Here is an 18,330-nt window from a genome sequence, read left to right as displayed (position 1 = left end):
AACTGCAAAGCAGAGTCGAAATGGATTGAAAACGCTCAGCCCGAAAAAGTGGGCTGAGCAAAGTTAAGGGGGCCAACTGAGATTAGTTAACTGAGATGTAGCCTTTTTTGCCTACTAGGTTTTGTGCTTCAGGCGTCACCATCCAATCTAGGAACTTTTGAGTTTCTGCTGATGGTTTACCTTCTTTGTAAAGAACTAGGAATGGGCGTGCAACTTTATAAGAGCCGTTCTTAACATTGTCCACATTTGCCGGTACACCATCGATTGAGAGTGCATTGACTGTGTTATCTACTGTACCCAAAGAGATATAACCAATCGCGTAAGGGTTTGAAGCAACCATTGTTTTTAGTGCACCGTTACCATTTGCCACTTGTGCACGCTGAGAGATTGCAGAAACACTCTTGCCAGAAACTTTCTTCTTAAGTTGCATGATGTCTTCGAAAGCACCACGTGTGCCAGACGCTGTATCACGAGTGATCGCGACGATTGGCTTATCTGCACCACCAACATCTTTCCAGTTAGTGATTTCGCCTTTATAAATAGCCGTTACTTGTTCGCCAGTTAACATTTCTAAACCATTCTTTGGGTTAACGACAACTGCGATGCCGTCTAGCGCGATTGTTAATTCTTTAAGAGCAGGCTCTTTTTCAGAATCTTTTAGGTTACGCGAAGACATGCCTAAATCCGCGCTGCCATTTTTGGCCGCTTTAACACCCGCAGAAGAACCAGGTCCTTGTACTTCAATAAAGATGTTTGGGTTTGTTTTCATGTATGTTTCAGAGAAAACTTCCATCAGTGGAGTTACGCTGCTAGAACCTACAGCAGAGATCGTTTCCTTAGCAGAAACTGAAGTCACTGCCATTGCGCCTAGAAGTGCGATTGCACCGATTACTGTCTTTTTCATCACATTATCCTTAAGTGGCGTTATTGCCGTTGTGTTTAACTTGAACGCTGCCCACTTTAGGACTCAAATATGACAGTTGTGTTTCACTTAGTTGAAGCCTCTATGACAAAGGTGAAAATCTTTCAATACTCAAAATAAAATTGTAAACCTAGGTTAACCAAACATAAGTACCCTCTCACACAAACTAAGCAACATCCTGTAAGACTATGTTAAATAATATAATTCCTTAGTGACCCTGCACCGTGCAGTGTTTTACAATAGCGCGAATTATTGATTGCATTATCGATACAAATCTTGGCAACATCTATGAATTAGTAAGCCAAAACGTGACATTTTCTTGTTATCTGACGGCTTATTCGTCGTCTGTTTTTGGTGCGACTTTCTTTTTCGGAATGAATACCGTATCACCCACAGCAACATTCTGATGAAAACTCTTATCGCGTTTAACGGGTTTCTTGGCTGCTTTCTTGGCTTGTGGTGCCGCTTTCTTCGCAGACTTACCTTTACCACGATAATCGGGTTTATTAGGACGTAAGCCTTTAAATTTACCTTTCAGCCCTTCAAGCTCAGAGAATGCTAAATCTTGCTGTAAAAACGCCTCTACACGCTTAAAGCTATCCCAGTCTTTTGGCCCAACCAAAGAAACTGCGTCACCTTTATTACCTGCTCGACCAGTACGGCCGACTCGGTGAACATATTCTTCAGTATGTTTCGGCATATCAAAGTTAACCACGTGCGTAACGCTAGCAATATCCAAACCGCGAGAAGCAATATCGGTTGTGACAAGAATCTTAAACACAGCACGTTCAAACTGACTCATAATCGTATTGCGCTGAGTCTGAGTTAAGCCACCGCTAAGCGCAATCGCTTTAAGCTTTTTCTCATTCAGCTTGGCGGTCAGTCTTTCCGTATCGGCACGCGTCGCCGTAAAGATAATCAGCTGCTTGTAGTTCTCTTGCTCTAAGATGCGTTCTAAAATCGCTTCTTTGTGATCTAAGTGATCACACAAGTAAAACTTCTGAGTGATATCTGTGTGCTCTTCGCTACCTGCACCAATCGCAATACGTTTTGGCGCATCAAGCATTTCGAAAGCGATGTCATTCACTTCAGCATGATCAAGTGTGGCAGAGAACATGAGAGTTTGACGACGGCGATGCTTAGCAGCGAGGTGAATACGGCGCAGTTCAGGAGCAAAACCCAAGTCAAGCATGCGGTCTGCTTCATCAAGAACAAGTGTTTCAAGTCCATCTAAGAACAGTGAACGATGTTCTAAGTGGTCGGCTAAACGCCCTGGCGTCGCAACAATGAACTTAGGGTAGCGGCGTAGTGCTTTCACCTGATCATTAAAGTTCTCACCACCAACAATCAGAGTCGCGTCGTACGTCAGGCCACCCAGCATAGAACGTAGTTCGCCGTAAACCTGTTTTGCCAACTCACGCGTTGGTGCAAGAATCACTGCGCGAGGATCTTTTGCTGAGAATGCTTTGTTTTTTAATGACTTGTGCAACATAGGCAAAACAAAAGCCAACGTCTTACCAGAACCCGTTTTCGAAGAAGCCAACAGATCTTTACCTGCAATCGCGACCGGGATCGCTTGTTGCTGTATTTCTGTCGCCTTCTTAAAGTCAAAATGCTTTAAGTTCTTGAGTAAGCGATTGTCTAAACCTAAATCTTTAAAGTGCAAAGTATTCTCCATTTGATCATTAAATGTCGCAGGCGAAGCTTATGATGGAGCCTTACGACACGGGAATTAATAAAAACAGGCTATGATAACTGGATTCGCTCAAGGAGGATAGAGATCACATAAAATAATATCGAATGTCACTAATGCAATGAAAGTATCACTTTTATTGCCTTACATTCATTGCTCTCACCAATGAGACGTGGGTCAACTAATTCGATAATTACCTAAAATCTTGGGTTTTTTTGACTTTTCCTGACTTTTGGAAGCGTAAGATTAGGGCTACACTAATTGACGTTGCTATACACGAAAAAGTATAGAACATTTTATTGATACTTATACATGCAAGGAGTTCACTTATGAACAAAATGTTGATCGCAGCTGCAGCATCTTCTGTGCTTCTACTAGCTGGTTGTGCGTCTGGTCCAGACGAAGCTACTACTGCGAAAATGGATGAACTGAGCAATCAAGTAAGCCAGCTAAGCCAAGACGTTCAAGCTCTTCAATCAGAAGTTCGTAAGTCTGGTGATGCGGCTATGGCAGCTCAAGAAGAAGCAGCTCGTGCAAATGAGCGTATCGACAACATTGCTCAGTCTTACACTAAGTAATTACGTCTTTTAAAAGAAAGGGTCTGCATGCAGACCCTTTCTTTTTTTGTTCTTTAGTTGATAAAGCTTGGTGCGACGATTTCGACGGGAACACCGTTTTGAGCAAGGATTGCAGCTCGTGCCTTAACATCCGACTGGTCAAATTCTTCCAACCACCATGTTAGTTCTTGCGGCATGATTAAAGGTTTCTTGATGCCATCACTACGAGTCAAAGGCTCATGAGCTTCGAGAAAGACACTTCGATCTGGCTCTAATGCCACCTTGATAGGTTCATTGATCACACGTACCTTCTCCCCTAACTGAACCTGTGAAAACAACCACTCGATATCTTTCGGATCCATGCGAATACAACCTGAACTGACTCTAAGTCCGATACCAAAATCTTTGTTGGTCCCATGAATTAGATAGTCTCCAGCGCCGTACGCCAAGCGTAACGCGTATTCTCCTAGTGGGTTTTCAGGCCCGGCCGGTACAACCGCTGGTAGCTCGATGCCTTTGGCAAGATACTCTTTTCGAATCGATGCTGGTGGAGTCCACGTAGGATTTGGACGTTTCTGGCTGATTTTAGTCTCCATTTCTGGAGTATCACGCCCTATACGTCCAATGCCGACAGGGAAAATATGGACCTTATTGATCTCAGGTTCAAAATAGTAGAGTCGTAACTCAGCTAAGTTGATCACGATTCCCTGACGTTCAACATTAGGCAAAATGATTTGGGTCGGAATAGTCAATACGTAGTCTATAGTGGGAAGAAAGGGATCTACCCCCTTATTTGCAGCCATAAGAGAGAGAAAACCAACATCGTATTGCTTGGCGATATTCGCCAATGTGTCACCTTCTTGCACCTTATGATATTGAGTTCTGCCTACTATACTGCTTTCTTTTGCAGGCAAGTCGTAAGTAGCCGCAAATAAAGGCGAACTTATACAACAAAAGAACGCGATAAACTTACGTACCATTCACATTGTCCTTAGCATCTTTATAAAGGCTTAAGGTTATCTCTCTTTCGGTCTTATGATCAACTATTGGTGACGGATATGACAATTCCTTTGCTTTACTCCACTTCCAGGGTTGATGGATAAACTGGCGAGGTACTTTGGCTAACTCAGGAATCCATTGGTAAACAAAGTCACCTTGAGGGTCGAATTTCTCTCCCTGAGAAATGGGGTTAAAGATCCTGAAATAGGGTTGGCCGTCACAACCGGTAGAAGCGCACCACTGCCAGCCACCATTATTGGCCGCATAGTCACCGTCGATGAGATACGAGATAAAGTATCGTTCGCCGACACGCCAATCTAGATGCAGGTCTTTGACTAAAAAACTGGCCACAATCATTCTTAATCGATTATGCATCCAGCCAGTCTGGTTTAGCTGCCTCATTGCTGCATCAACAATGGGATAGCCTGTGTGTCCTGTTTGCCAAGCTATCACTGCGCTGGCTGAATCTCGCCAAGTAAGTGAATCTCCCCATTCAACAAAGCTCTTGCCTTTACTCAACTTATCTTCAAAGTAGATCAAGTGCTGATAAAAGTCGCGCCAGACTAATTCAGTTAGCCAAACTTCTCTTCCTGCGGTGAGTGGCAATGTCTGACTATCATGGAGACGGGCCATGCACTGACGTATCGATAAGGCCCCTATAGCTAAATAGGGAGATAGCATACTGGTGCCGTTGATCGATGGAATATCCCTTTGCTGATCATACTGATCACAACGTTCAAAAACAAAACGTCGAAGTTGACCAATGATAGCATTGGTTTCGACAGAGTAATTTCCACTGCACACGCGAGGGTAATCTAGAGCACAAGCCGACGAAAGCCGTTCTATGCCGTCTATGGATTGAAGCTCAGCTTTGCAGTCGACAGGCTTTGCTTTCAGTACGCTAATAGGCTGTTGGTACAATTTGGTAAGATATGCGCGTTTAAACGGGGTAAAAACCTTGAAGTAGTCCCCTTGTTTATTGAGCACACTGCCCGGTCTCAACGCACACTTGTCATCGACCCCTATCACTTCGATATCGGAATCGCTCAGTTGCTGTTCTAAATATGAATCGCGATTTCGCTCGTCAACTTCATACTCCTTATTGTAGAAAACGCCGCTCACTAAGTTGGCTTGTGCCAAATCAGCCACTCTCTCTGCCGCCTGTGTAAACGTCTCTACTTGCACATAGAATAGAGGGACATTGAGTAAATCAAGATCATTGCGCAATTCGCATAAGCGACGAAAGATCAAGTCTGCCTGAATAGGTGCCAAGCCGTGACGCTGCCAAGTCTTAGGTGTTGCAACATAAATGGCTGCGACAGGTTGGCCTGATGCTAATGCTAAGTTCAAGGCACGGTTATCTTCGACACGCAGGTCTCTACGTAGCCATACTAACTTCATCGTTTTACTCGCTTTCTACCATATCGGATAGCTCCAGGTTGCCGCTAAAACTGAGCTTAATTCTCTCAATGTGAGATTGCTGGGCTACGGTAACTGGACGTCCACTAAAAATCGCCAATGTGTCATAAACATGTAAGTCAGGGTGTTCTACTAATCCCGACAAGTCATCGACACCATCGACAATAACGACATGCAAACCTGACTGAGAAAGCGTTAATGCCCACAAGCGAGACTCGATATCGTTGGTGCTTTCATAACAAATAAGTAAGCAACGTTTAGAGCTAGATACTTTGTTTTCTGCTTCTAAAATCTCGTTAAGCCGTGCAACTAATAAGGTTCTCATCATCCCAGTTTGGAGTGATCGTAAACCGAACCGAACCACGGAAAGCGCTTTTTCAGTGGGCTGAATGAACTGCCGCTCTACAATATCAATCGGGTACTCTTTCAGCACTGTGGCGATGATGGAGTCCGCTTTGTTTTTGCTGAGCTTAGCTAAAGCCTCTAACAACAACGGCACCTCATCCAAATGATTGACAACAGTCAGCTCATTTGCCTCGCCGGCGTCATTCAGATCTAAAACCTGTTTGACCTTACCGATAGAGACTCCTTTACTCAGCCAACTCTGTATCTCCCCAATAAGCGCTATGTGCTGCTCAGTATAGATTCGGTGACCTTTTTCCGTACGGTGTGGCTGAATTAAATTGTAGCGCCGTTGCCAAGCCCGCAATGTCACGGGCTTTACACCAGTCAGTTGAGACACTTCTCTAATTGCATACTGCTTTTGTTCACAATCCATATCTTAAACGTAACTCCTGAGGATGAGGTTGGAAGAACACCTGCTGAGAAAGGTACTGATCAGGATGCGCCGACAAGTAATGTTTAAGCAGAGTGAGGGGGGCGAGCAAAGGGAGTAAACCGACACGATAATCATCGATGGTCTGACGCAGCTCTTGTTTCTCGGCTTTACCTAATTGACGTTTAAAGTAGCCCTGAATGTGGAGAAGAACATTGGTGTTATTCTTTCTGCTCGCTCGGTACGACATCGCTTTCATTAGCCCTTCACGATAGAGAGAGTAAAACTCATCAAGCCGATACTCTTTTATATTGGCGACTAAGCTGCCTAATTTTTTATAGGACTGAGGATGGTGTGCCATCAGTACCAACTTATATCTAGAGTGGAATGCGACGATTTTCCCTCTTGTCGGTTCATCACCCATAGACTGATAGAAATCTTGTAAGGTGTAGACCCTAGTTACAAAGTTCTCTTTGAGCACAGGATCATTAAGCCGACCGTCTTCTTCTATCGGTAGCCATGGCATTCGCTCCATTAACTCTCTGGTATAAAGCCCGACACCAATGTTTTCAGCCCCACCATTTTTGTAGACTTTGACTCTTTCCATGCCACAAGTTGGTGATTTAGCACAGACGATATAGCCGCATAACTGCTCACTCGCTAGCGCCTCTACTTTTGCTTTGGAAAAGTCGATCATTTGTTGAGTATGTTCCTTGCTTGGATCCTTCGTTTCGACCAAAGCAATTCGCTCTTCATTCGAAATTAAGCGAATCGTCGGTCTTGGTACTGGCATCCCGGCTCCCACCTCAGGGCAGACGGATACAAAATCAAAATAAGGCGCGAGCTCTTTGGTCACAAACTTACTGACTTTATGGCCGGAGTCAAATCGCACTCGTTCACCCAATACACAAGCACTGATGCCAATCTTAATCTTCTGTTCCATAGCGAGCTCCTTACGAACTTTGTGGCTATACAAGTAAAAATCCTGTACAAGTTTTAGCATAGTTTTCTTCAACTGTACAAAAATAGTGTTTGTACAATCATGGGAAATGGTACGAAAAAATTGCTTATTTGGTTCACCACTTAAAGCAAACGTTTTGCCGAATCGATTGCTTTACCAATTTCAACACATTTGGTTATCAATGGGCACATTTGGCACACATAGCCGCTCTTTTGTGACATACTTCTCATGGAGTATTGGCAGATATAGCTAGTATTGCCTCAACAGATTTTTCAAAATCAACACAATTAGTAATCAACACCGTGATTGACTAATAAATTTGGAGTAATAACTATGGCAACCCCACACATTAACGCTCAACCTGGTGATTTCGCAGAAACAGTACTTATGCCAGGCGACCCGCTTCGCGCTAAGTACATCGCTGAAACTTTCCTAGAAGATGTCAAACAAGTTTGTGACGTTCGTAATATGTTTGGTTTTACTGGTACTTACAAAGGTAAAAAAGTATCGGTTATGGGCCACGGTATGGGTATCCCTTCTTGCTGTATCTACGTGCACGAACTTATCGCTGAGTACGGCGTAAAGAACGTAATTCGTGTAGGTAGCTGTGGCGCGGTACGTGACGACGTAAACCTAATGGACGTTGTGATCGGTATGGGTGCTTCTACTGACTCTAAAGTTAACCGCATTCGTTTCAACAACCATGATTTCGCGGCGATTGCTGACTACGGTCTACTTGAAGAAGCGGTGAACCAAGCGCGTGCTCAACAAGTTCCTGTAAAAGTAGGTAACGTATTCTCTGCAGACCTATTCTACACACCAGAAGCGGACATCTTCGAGAAGATGGAAAAGCTAGGCATTCTAGGTGTTGATATGGAAGCAGCAGGTATCTACGGTGTTGCTGCAGACTTAGGGGCGAAAGCACTAACTATCCTAACTGTATCTGACCACATCATCCGTGGTGAGAAGCTAAGTTCAGAAGAGCGTCAGAAGTCATTCAACGACATGATGAAAGTGGCTCTAGAAACAGCGATCAACATCTAATTCTATTCTTATTGCCGCCAAAGTTGTCTTCGGTGGCCTGAATATCCCGAGGGGGAGATAGTGACTACTGGCAAACTGCCACAGGAAGCAGACGGGTTACAGCTCAACTTTTGTAAAACATTGGCGTGTGACAACTTTGGATTGAGTGAAGCGCATCGTTACGTTGTGCAGCATGCTAACCCTAAGCGACCTGCGATGGTATGTCGGGAGTGTGGTGCTTTCCCCCCCTTACTTAATAACCGTGAAGTTTTAAATGAACTTCACCGCCTTAGACATCTCCACAGCGACGGCCTACCCGCCTGTCGTAATGACGACTGTCAAAACTTCGGACTTTCTGTCCACACCCATAAACATCTATACCATGCCTTTGGCTATAGCGGTGACCGTCAGCGTTACCGTTGTAAGTCATGTCAGTCGACGTTTGTCGATAAATGGTCAGGTGCCAATAAAAAACTGCACTTCCAAGAAAACCTACTTGGTTTGCTCTTTATGGGCTATTCCGTACGCGAAATATGCCGCAAGTTAGAGATCAATCCAAAGACGTTTTACGATCACCTCGATCACATCGCAAGTCGTTGTCGTAGAAAACTGGCCATGTTTGACGCCCGTTGGGTAAACCACGCTCAAGACTATGAGCTTGCCTCTCATTACGTGTCTCTCCAGCCCAAAAGCAATAATGGCGTTTTGTGGATAGCGACTGGTGAAGCGCACAGTGGTTACATCTTATGTCAACACGTCAATTATTCTGCTGACGAAGAACCTAGTGGGAGTGTCGATCACGATCCGTATCAGTTTCCGGCACGATTCGTTTCACGTGAACATTCATCCGAAGCCAATATGCCAGCGCCAACCCCTTCTCCGTTCTTAAGGGAGCGCATTGATCAGCAATATCAAACCATTTTGGCTCGCGGTAACGTTGAAGATCCAATGGGAAATCTTACGGTATTTAACTACCCGTCGAAGGGTGCGTTGATTCGTCCACCCTATACTTCCTACGCGCATTTTCTGCACGTGATGGATATGTGTCACAGTGAGCGTCAAGTCTCCATATATTTGCCACAAGATCCGGTACTACGTTCTGCGGCCTTGAGTGTTTGCCTGCCGAGAATACAGCGTCAAAATATCGACCTTATGTACGTTGAGGAAGATAAAGCGTGGCGAGAAGAAAACCCAATCGACAAAATCGATATTGTTCACATGGGATGGTGGCGCGATAGGTGGGCAATAGTGTCTGGCGAACAAGCCTCTAAAGGTATTTGTTACCTAGCTGGGAATAATAACCAACCAAAACAGTGGATTCGTAAGGCTTCAATCCGCCAAACAGAGTTTTATCAACATCGTTTTCAAACTTTGTTTGAGAGCTTTATCAATGAACCTAGGCGCAAGTTACGTCCAGGTGGACTGATGCCAATGCTTGATATATTCAGAGCATGGCATAATTTATGCTATCAGGATAAGACAGGAAGGACAGCCGCTCAAACTTTAGAATTGACTCAATCACCTTTGACTTTGCGCGAACTACTTTCATAATTCTCAGTAATGTGACGAATGCCCGTAAACAGTTTCTGTTTTAGCACTTTTAGTAGTGTTCATTCTTTAGCAATTAATATAATACCAGTAAGTATGTGAACACTGATGCAGTAAAGGATTGATTCATTGGATAAAAGCCAGCGGCTGTTAGAAGTCGAAATTGAGCAACTCAAAGGGCGAATTGAAACGGAACCCGATAAAGTGTGGGCGATTGCTGAGCAATGCGCCGCTCGCTCATCGCAGATCCTTTTCCCTGAAGGTGAAATCCAGTGTCTAATCATCATGTCTCGTTGTGCTTGGTGCACAATGGAGTACCGCAAGGGCTTAAAGTACATAAAAGACGCCCATAGTAAACTCAATGCACTTGATACTGACGACCTCCTTCCAGAAATCTTACACATTCACGCCCTGCATTACTGGGGAGAAGCCAAATACTACTCCGCACAGCAATTTTGGATCAACGCGCTAGAGCAGTCTGCCCTAGTTGATGAAACAGAAATCCAACTCGAAGCACTGATTGGCCTTGGTAATGTCTGGCGTATCACCCACGAATACCAACTTGCCAAATCTACCCATGAATTAGCCGTTAAGGTGGCCAATAACAGCCGTATTGGCTGGCTCGAAGGTAAGGCACGAATCTTACTCGCTTGGGATCTGTATTTACTCAACAACTATGTGGAAATGCTCTCGGTTCTCGATGGTGCGATGGAAGTGTTAAAAGACCATCAAGATAAAACATGGCAAGCAGAAGTGTGGGATTTTAGAGGATTAGCCCTGCTAGGACTTGAGCGCATCGAGGATGCAGAACAAGCCACCAGCAAAGCTCACGAACTCGCCCTGCGCCACGATCTCATTTGGATGAAGGCGCACTCATTCATTAGCCGAGCGCGAGTCGAACTTCTCCGTAAAAGACCCGAAAAAGCCGCAGAATTACTCATACAGGCAGAACAGTCTGCCATTTCCTTCGACAATGGCGAGTTGCTATCGCAAATCTGTTTCCAACAATCTCGTGTCGCTGAAGAGTCGGGCGACTACCAAACTGCCCTTCAAGCGTTTCAAAAATATCGTAAACACTCTATTGCTATGCTCCGCGAGCAAACAGCAAGAGTCAGTAACGACAAAGCCCGCGCGTCTAAACGACAGCTCGAACAACGCGCCCGCAAGCTGATCAACCGAATTCGTGGTCAACATGAATTTGACCCAGACAAACAGTTAAGTCAGATGGTATCGGAAACCTATTGGTGGGAGCAGTTAGTTCTATTCAAGACTGAACTGAAGCGCTCGAACCATGCCGTCATTACCATCCAACACCATGACTCCAACTGCCTTGATGTCTGTGCGGAACTGACACACTCGATTTGTAATAAACAAGATCTGCTGGCTCGACTGAGCAGTGAACGCATCGGATTACTTCTGGCCGACAAAGGTGAAGAAGCGCTAAACGTTTTCCATATCCTTGCAAAAATGATTGAAATTTACCCATGGCACCGTCGTGGGCTCAACCAAGATTTACCTAAGGTTGTATACCAAGATATCCTCTCTTTCCCTTTCACATTAGAGCAGCTCGAAGACAGCATGCAACAGGAAGATCATGATGGAAGCATTGTTTAAAAAGATATCTGACTCCGGTTTAGATGCAGCTTCCGTGTCCGGTGAAGAGGCATTGATATTTTGGGATCATGTCAGACTACATGTAGCAACCACATCGCAGGAAAAAGCACAGTGTTTAATCATTAGCGCTGAGTTTCGTTTTGAGCTGAAGCAGTTGCAAGCCAGCATAGATGAACTTAGACAAGCGTTAAGGTATCTCTCTCTGCCTGAAGACGCTGAGCTCATTTTAGAGGTACGTAACGCACTTGCAGATAAACTGGTAGAAAATGGGGATTACCATGGCGCTCTTGGTGAATACAGCAGTTCATCGACGATAGCGGTCGATAACGGCTTCATTGATGCTTATGTTCTTGCGGTCATAGGTATGGGCAACTTATGCGATGCCTATGGCGATCACAACCGCGCACTGCGTTATTATCAAAAAGTTGACAGTATCGACCATGCCATTAGTAGTCGTTCGCTCCGTTTGCGTTACAAACTCTATATGTTGGCCTGTTATATCGAACTCAATCGAACCACCGCTGCAAGCGATCTGATTAAAGAGTGTGAAGAGTTAAGCATCCTAGTCAGTGACAAAGTTCTGTCTGGCCAAATTCTTCTCTACCAAGCAAAGTTATATCGACAAAGCAGACAACTAGACTCAGCGATGCGTTGTCTTGGCAACGTACAGTACACGACAGGTAACATTCACTCGACTTGGCTGTCTAACATGATCCGTTTAGAACTTGCTGCCTGCCTGTGTGAAGTAAATAAACCTCATATTGCCAATTGGGTTCTAGAATCAACCCGAAAACGAATCAAACAATACGCGTCTCCGATCCTCAACCTTCAGCTATGTAACTCACTGGCGGAAATTAGCGCGCAGAGAGATGATTTCAAAAGTGCCCTAGAATACCAAAAAAGCGCCTACCGGATTGAGAGTGATCTAATGAAGAAGATCCCAATCGGGGAGTTAGGCGCCAGTCAACTACGTCGACTTTCTCGTTTTGAGTTGCAATTAAAACTGATCTTGTCTGAGCAAGAGAACCGAGAGCTGAAAGAGACTACAGAAAGCCAAAAACATGCCGTAGCTCAGCTTCAACAAGATGTGTTTACCGATCCTTTGACCTCTCTACACAACCGCCGTTGGTTAGATGTCAAACTGAAAGACTTGCTGTTGCATGATGTGCCATTTGCTTTGATGGTCATCGATATCGATCACTTTAAGTCGATCAATGATGAGCTGAGCCATTTGGTTGGAGACAAAGCTATTGTTAACGTCTCCCACGAACTTTCAACCTATTTCAAGTTTCGTGGCGCTTCATGTGTGCGTTTTGGTGGAGAAGAGTTCTTGGTGATTCTCGAACGTTCTACACTCGAGCAGGCTGAATTGCATGCCGAAAACTACCGTGAGCGTATTTTCAATTTTGGTTGGCAAAATATTCTTGGCGAACGCGGACTAACCGTGAGTATTGGCATTACGCTCCATCGCGAGGGCGAAAACACCCAGCGCACATTTTACCGAGCAGATAAAGCACTTTATCGAGCCAAAGCAAATGGGCGTAATCAAGTCTGCACTGAGTAGTCAACTACTGAATAAAGAACAAGGAAAGTACCAACAAACCGAAAGCTACGCCTGACCAAGACATATTACGGCAATCTCTCCCTGAAAACCCATCATTCCTCGCATAACGTCGCTGTGCTTTAACTTTCGACAAAATTGTAACCAATTAATCGCTAATTTGTTGTTTTTATTTCTATACTTTATTTCTCAACCGCCGTACGATTTAAATTTAGAAACACAACTACAGGGAGTTAGCTATGTTTTTAGACTACTTCGCCTTAGGGCTGTTGGTCTTTGTTGCCCTAGTTATCTTCTATGGCATTATCGTTATTCACGATATTCCCTATGAAATAGCTAAAGAGCGCGGGCATCCCCACCAAGACGCCATTCACTACGCGGGCTGGGTTAGCCTCTTTACTCTTCATGCCATTTGGCCATTTTTGTGGATTTGGGCCACCATTTGGCGAAAAGAGCGGGGCTGGGGATTTCAAAAGCTCGAAGAAGAGCAGCATGATATTCACCATCGAGTTTCCACCCTCATCGATCAGGTTGATCAGTTAGAGCAGGAAATTGCAACCCTCAAAGCAACCCAAAGCCAGAAAAAGTCTGATGATAACAATAAGCAGGAGGAGCAATAATGGATTTACTACTCATTCTGACTTATGCCGCGCTGTGTATTACCATTTTCAAAGTATTCAATATCCCATTGAATAAGTGGACTGTCCCAACAGCAGTGCTTGGGGGCGTGGTTTTGATCGGTACGCTGATTCTATTAATGAACTTCAACCACCCATTTACTCAGATCGGCAATCAGGTTTTCTCTTCAACACCGATCGTGTCTGGCGTGCGTGGTAAAGTGATTGAGGTCCCTGTCGAAACAAATAAGCCATTGCAACAAGGCGATATTTTGTTTCGAATTGATCCCATCCCTTATCAGGCCGAAGTGGCTAAGTTAGAAGCTCAAATCAAAGAAGCAAGCCAGGGAGCCCTTGGCTTAGAGTCTAAGCTTCAGGCCGCCAAAGCCGCAGAAGTACAAGCGATTGCTGAACGAGATAAAGCACAAAGAGAGTTCTCGCGCTATCAACGTGGTTACGATAAAGGTGCGTTCACCGAGCAACAACTTGATACTCGCCGTCAAGCCTACAAAGCGGCGCAAGCAGCCGTTGAGTCCGCAGCAGCGGGCGTTGAACAAGCTGATCTAGCGCTAGACTCTGTGATCGGCGGTGAAAACACCACGGTTGCTCGCCTTTTAGCTGACCTTCGCAAAGCCGAGTTTGATTTAGAGCAGACCGTCGTGAGAGCGCCCACAGATGGCTTTGCCACACAACTTGCGCTGCGACCTGGTGTGATGGCCGTACCGCTACCGCTGGCACCGGTTATGACTTTCGTCCATACCGAAGAAAAAATCTATACCGCCGCGTTTCGCCAAAATTCGCTACAAAGACTAAAACCAGGTTTTGAAGCTGAGTTTCTATTCAGAGCACTACCAGGAAAAGTGTTTAAAGGCGAAGTGATAGAGGTTCTACCCGCCATAGGCGAAAGCCAGTTCCAAGCTCGTGGTAGCTTACTTGGTACTGAAGCATTGAGAACCAGTGGACGAGTCTTTGTGACGCTTAAAATTACTGACGACCTCACTGAGTACCAACTTCCTTTAGGTACTGCAGTTGAAGTGGCCGTCTATTCAGATCGATTCAGCCATGTTTCTATCATGCGTAAAGTCCTGATTCGAATGAAGAGCTGGCAAAACTACCTCTATCTCGATCATTAACCCTACCAATCAACAGGCCTCCATCATAGAGGCCTTTTTCATTGGCAGGATTAAGAACGGCATTTTTAATCAGTAAAAGAACCAGCTACTTTTTAGCCATCCAGATAGTTAGCTTTCCAAGCTCAAACTCTGAAGGTATAATCTGCACCTTACGAACTTAGGTGTATAAAACTTAATCAAATAAAGCACCTATCATTGCGTTCTCAACTTCATTGCCATTCATTCGCTCGTTGTTCATCGCTAAAAGCACGGATGAAAGGATGTAATACAAAAGGTTATCTATGAACTTTTCAGCAAAAACAGTCGTGGTCATCGCGATCGGCGCAGCACTCTACGGTATCGGCGGTCTACCTATGTTTGGTATTCCAGTTTTCGCCAATACAACACTTAAACCAGCAATGGCTGTATTAGCTCTTTTCTCTGTACTATTTGGCCCTATCGTTGGCTTCCTAGTTGGATTTATCGGCCACTGGGTGACCGATTTATTTGCTGGCTGGGGCGTATGGCTAACTTGGGTTCTGGGCTCAGGCATTGTCGGCTTGGTGATCGGTTTCTTCCCTATCTTAACCAAACAGCGTATCTCTCAAGGCCACTTCGATAACAAAGATTTTATTCTCTTCGTTCTCCTTGCTTTGGTTGGCAATGTATTTGGCTACGGCTGTTCAGCCTTGCTCGACACCGTTCTCTACGCAGAACCATTCACCAAGGTCTTTACTCAGTTGACGATCATCGCTGCGGGTAACACCGTTCTGATCGCCGTTGTGGGTTACTTTATCCTTAAATCTGTCGCAAAACGCAACAAACAAAGCCGCAATCTTTCTGAGGCTTAAACGATAATGACCATTGAATTTTCTGACTTCTCTTTTAGATATGAGTCACTGGATAAACCGACGCTTAAACATATCAATCTAAGGATAGAGAAAGGAGAGAAAATCGTCATTATCGGGCCAAGTGGTAGCGGAAAGTCGACACTTGGCCAATGCTTGAACGGTCTGATCCCGCACGCCATCAAGGGCGAGACTTCAGGTCAATTGCTTTTAAATGGCAACGCGGCGACTCAATTGGATCTTCACCAATACACAGAGCAGATTGGTACGGTGTTACAAGACACCGATAGTCAATTCGTTGGGCTGAGTGTAGGCGAAGACATTGCCTTTGCATTAGAGAATCAACTGGCCTCGAACATCGAGATGGACCCTATCGTCAAGTCAACGGCGCAAATGGTAGAGCTCGGTGACATGCTTGATCGTTCGCCACACGATCTATCTGGAGGCCAGAAACAACGTGTATCGCTTGCCGGCATTTTAGTAGATGATGTTGATACTTTGCTGTTTGATGAACCACTTGCCGCTTTGGATCCAAAGACAAGCCGAAAAACCATCGAGATCATTGACCAGTTGCATCGTGATACGGGTAAGACAGTCATCATCATAGAGCATCGACTAGAAGATGTTCTACACCGCCCCGTAGATCGAGTCATTCTAATGCAACAAGGAGAAATTGTTGCAGACATGACACCCGACGCATTACTGGCGTCAACTCTACTCGAAACTCATGGAATTCGTGAACCACTCTACTTAACGGCTCTAAAAGCGGCCAATTGTCCGTTGGAACAATTGAACACTTACTCCTCTATTAAAGAGATGCCTATCACTGGCTATAGGCCGCACTTTGCCAACTGGCAGAGTCCAACCAAAACGCTTACTCGCTCAGAAGATAGTCTACTTACCATCAACGAGTTAACCTACTCTTACGACGGTGAGAAGAATGCGTTAGAAAACGTCTCTTTTACTATTTCTCACGGCGAATTTGTGTCTGTACTTGGCAAAAACGGTTCCGGAAAATCGACGCTTACCAAATTAATTATGGGTGTAATCGAGCCAGATTCAGGTTCTATCTGTTTAGAGGGAGAAGACATTGCTACTCTTTCTATCTTTGAGCGCAGCCAGCAAATTGGTGTGGTGTTACAAAACCCAAATCATATGATTTCACACCACATGATCTTTGATGAAGTTGCCTTTGGTTTGCGCAACAAAGGATTGTCAGAACAAAAGGTTGAGAAGAAAGTGCTCGATACCCTTGAACTCTGTGGTTTGAGCAAGTACCGAAACTGGCCAATTGAAGCGCTAAGCTATGGACAAAAAAAGCGTGTGACCATCGCTTCAATCCTTGCTTTAGAGCCTAAGCTGCTGATTCTTGATGAACCTACCGCAGGACAGGATTATCGCAACTACACCTCTATGCTGAACTTTGTTCGCAAACTAAATTCGCAGTTAGGTATTACTGTCATGATCATATCCCACGATATGCATCTTGTGCTCGAATACACTGACCGCTCAATTGTTATTTCTGACAGCCGCTTGATAGCAGATGCGCCGATGACTGAAGTTTTCAGCCAGCCCGAGCTACTCGACAAAGCCAATCTAACCACCACTAGCCTATATGATCTGGCAGAGCGTTTAGATGTCGCCGATATCAATGCGTTTATGCAGTACTTCATCCAACTAGAGAATCACGCAGCATGAAAGCTTCTAAAATGAAGTTTGGTATCAGTTATGTCGATACCAAGTCGCCTTTGCATGCACTAAATGGCATTACCAAGTTCGCCTTATTTATGGCTTGGGTCACTGTGGTACTGACCACTTTCGATATCCGATTGATTGGTTTACTGATTGTGGCAGGCCTGTACTTACTAAAAATCACTAAAGTACCTTTCAAAGTTTACAAACCTTTGCTCATTGGTACAGCCAGTGTCTTAACACTCAACGCACTATTTATGTTTTTGTTGGCTCCCCAACAAGGCAGTGAATACATTGGATCAAGTACTGTTGTGTTTAATCTGCCTGGCCACTATTCGCTAACTCAAGAGACTCTGTTCTATTTGGTTACGGTCACTCTCAAATACTTCAGCATGTTCCCAATTGCCTTGGTATTTGTCTTTACTACTCACCCGACAGAGTTTGCAGCCAGCTTGAACCGCATTGGCGTGCCTTACAAGATTGCGTATGCCGTCAGTCTGACACTGCGCTACCTTCCTGAGGTCAAGAACGATTTCGTCAATATCATGCACGCTCAACAGGCCCGTGGCCTTGATATATCAAAAAACACACCTCTAGTGCAGCGCCTACAAAACGTGGCGAAGATCCTTGGTCCTCTCATTTTCTCAAGCTTGGACCGAGCAGATGAAATATCCAACGCGATGACGTTAAGAGGATTTGGACGCCACAATACCCGTTCATGGTATAGCTCAAGACCACTAGGCAACACGGACAAACTCTGCCTGCTAGCCATTGCGGTCATCGTCATATTGGCGGTAGCTAAGCGCTATCTAGAAACCGAATTGTTCTGGTATCCGTTCTAGTAAATTACCACCTTCTAAAGAAGGTGGCTTTGTGTGAGCCCCCTAAAAGGGGGCCTTTGTTTAATCCAACGCCAACTGGTGCTGCTCTACTCGCTCTTGCTTCTCTTGATGTCTTACATATCGGCGTATGATTTCTTCATTGATTCC

At 44.8% G+C, this 18,330-nt stretch carries 16 protein-coding genes and 1 pseudogene; 10 read left to right on the top strand and 7 right to left on the bottom strand.

Going from position 1 to position 18,330, the window contains the following annotated elements; genetic code table 11:
* Positions 1-82: 82 nt before the first annotated feature.
* Complete coding sequence (locus QTN95_RS16085) at positions 83-904, bottom strand: phosphate ABC transporter substrate-binding protein (protein ID WP_331418153.1); 822 nt, start codon at positions 902-904, stop codon at positions 83-85.
* A 352-nt stretch (positions 905-1,256) separates the two neighbouring features.
* Positions 1,257-2,600 (bottom strand): DEAD/DEAH box helicase, encoded by a 1,344-nt coding sequence (locus tag QTN95_RS16080; protein WP_331418152.1) that lies wholly within the window; start codon positions 2,598-2,600, stop codon positions 1,257-1,259.
* 344 nt (positions 2,601-2,944) lie between these two features.
* Here QTN95_RS16080 and QTN95_RS16075 point away from each other — a divergent pair, with 344 nt between their 5' ends.
* Positions 2,945-3,193, top strand: coding sequence for an Lpp/OprI family alanine-zipper lipoprotein (locus QTN95_RS16075; RefSeq protein WP_006880552.1), 249 nt, complete (start codon positions 2,945-2,947; stop codon positions 3,191-3,193).
* 53 nt (positions 3,194-3,246) lie between these two features.
* On the opposite strand, the gene QTN95_RS16070 is transcribed toward QTN95_RS16075, so the two are convergent.
* The 4 genes from QTN95_RS16070 to QTN95_RS16055 are packed head-to-tail and all read right to left on the bottom strand — an operon-like array spanning position 3,247 to position 7,308.
* On the bottom strand, positions 3,247-4,152 hold the full coding sequence (locus tag QTN95_RS16070; protein ID WP_269375112.1) for a L,D-transpeptidase family protein: 906 nt from the start codon (positions 4,150-4,152) through the stop codon (positions 3,247-3,249).
* Positions 4,142-5,572, bottom strand: a complete 1,431-nt coding sequence (phrB, locus tag QTN95_RS16065) for a deoxyribodipyrimidine photo-lyase (protein WP_331418151.1) — start codon at positions 5,570-5,572, stop codon at positions 4,142-4,144. The genes QTN95_RS16070 and phrB overlap by 11 nt, the downstream gene beginning before the upstream one ends.
* 4 nt (positions 5,573-5,576) lie before the next feature.
* Positions 5,577-6,368, bottom strand: a complete 792-nt coding sequence (locus QTN95_RS16060; RefSeq protein ID WP_331418150.1) for a MerR family transcriptional regulator — start codon at positions 6,366-6,368, stop codon at positions 5,577-5,579.
* Positions 6,358-7,308 (bottom strand): YbgA family protein, encoded by a 951-nt coding sequence (locus QTN95_RS16055; RefSeq protein ID WP_331418149.1) that lies wholly within the window; start codon positions 7,306-7,308, stop codon positions 6,358-6,360. The genes QTN95_RS16060 and QTN95_RS16055 overlap by 11 nt, the downstream gene beginning before the upstream one ends.
* Positions 7,309-7,659: 351 nt before the next feature.
* On the opposite strand from QTN95_RS16055, the gene deoD reads away from it, so the two are divergent.
* The 9 genes from deoD to QTN95_RS16010 all read left to right on the top strand — a co-directional run bounded on the left by deoD (position 7,660) and on the right by QTN95_RS16010 (position 18,183).
* Positions 7,660-8,370 carry a purine-nucleoside phosphorylase gene (gene deoD, locus QTN95_RS16050; RefSeq protein WP_005394915.1) on the top strand — a complete coding sequence of 237 codons (711 nt, stop codon included), beginning with the start codon at positions 7,660-7,662 and terminating at the stop codon, positions 8,368-8,370.
* Positions 8,371-8,430: 60 nt separating this feature from the next.
* On the top strand, positions 8,431-9,900 hold the full coding sequence (locus QTN95_RS16045; RefSeq protein WP_331418148.1) for a lactate dehydrogenase: 1,470 nt from the start codon (positions 8,431-8,433) through the stop codon (positions 9,898-9,900).
* A gap of 126 nt (positions 9,901-10,026) precedes the next feature.
* Positions 10,027-11,511 (top strand): tetratricopeptide repeat protein, encoded by a 1,485-nt coding sequence (locus tag QTN95_RS16040; protein ID WP_331418147.1) that lies wholly within the window; start codon positions 10,027-10,029, stop codon positions 11,509-11,511.
* Positions 11,495-13,075 carry a diguanylate cyclase domain-containing protein gene (locus tag QTN95_RS16035; RefSeq protein ID WP_331418163.1) on the top strand — a complete coding sequence of 527 codons (1,581 nt, stop codon included), beginning with the start codon at positions 11,495-11,497 and terminating at the stop codon, positions 13,073-13,075. Before QTN95_RS16040 ends, QTN95_RS16035 begins: the two co-directional genes overlap by 17 nt.
* Before the next feature lie 236 nt (positions 13,076-13,311).
* Positions 13,312-13,692, top strand: a complete 381-nt coding sequence (locus QTN95_RS16030) for a DUF3302 domain-containing protein (protein ID WP_331418146.1) — start codon at positions 13,312-13,314, stop codon at positions 13,690-13,692.
* Positions 13,692-14,822: an HlyD family secretion protein gene (locus QTN95_RS16025; protein WP_331418144.1), complete on the top strand. Its 1,131-nt coding sequence runs from the start codon at positions 13,692-13,694 to the stop codon at positions 14,820-14,822. The genes QTN95_RS16030 and QTN95_RS16025 overlap by 1 nt, the downstream gene beginning before the upstream one ends.
* A gap of 281 nt (positions 14,823-15,103) precedes the next feature.
* A complete protein-coding gene (locus QTN95_RS16020) occupies positions 15,104-15,652 on the top strand; it encodes an ECF-type riboflavin transporter substrate-binding protein (RefSeq protein WP_331418143.1) in 549 nt (182 codons plus the stop codon).
* Positions 15,653-15,658: 6 nt separating this feature from the next.
* Positions 15,659-17,347 (top strand): ABC transporter ATP-binding protein, encoded by a 1,689-nt coding sequence (locus QTN95_RS16015; protein ID WP_331418142.1) that lies wholly within the window; start codon positions 15,659-15,661, stop codon positions 17,345-17,347.
* The gene (locus QTN95_RS16010) at positions 17,344-18,183 is read left to right on the top strand and encodes an energy-coupling factor transporter transmembrane component T family protein (RefSeq protein WP_138970597.1); all 840 of its coding nucleotides are present in this window, start codon (positions 17,344-17,346) and stop codon (positions 18,181-18,183) included. The genes QTN95_RS16015 and QTN95_RS16010 overlap by 4 nt, the downstream gene beginning before the upstream one ends.
* A gap of 60 nt (positions 18,184-18,243) precedes the next feature.
* Here QTN95_RS16010 and QTN95_RS16005 read toward each other — a convergent pair.
* Positions 18,244-18,330: pseudogene (locus tag QTN95_RS16005) on the bottom strand (IS200/IS605 family transposase); the annotation flags it as partial.

This window comes from Vibrio sp. M260112 (assembly GCF_036533775.1).
In the GTDB taxonomy this organism is placed as follows: domain Bacteria; phylum Pseudomonadota; class Gammaproteobacteria; order Enterobacterales; family Vibrionaceae; genus Vibrio.
The sequence above is the reverse complement of the archived record's forward strand: the minus strand, read 5'-3'. Positions and strand labels throughout refer to the sequence as shown.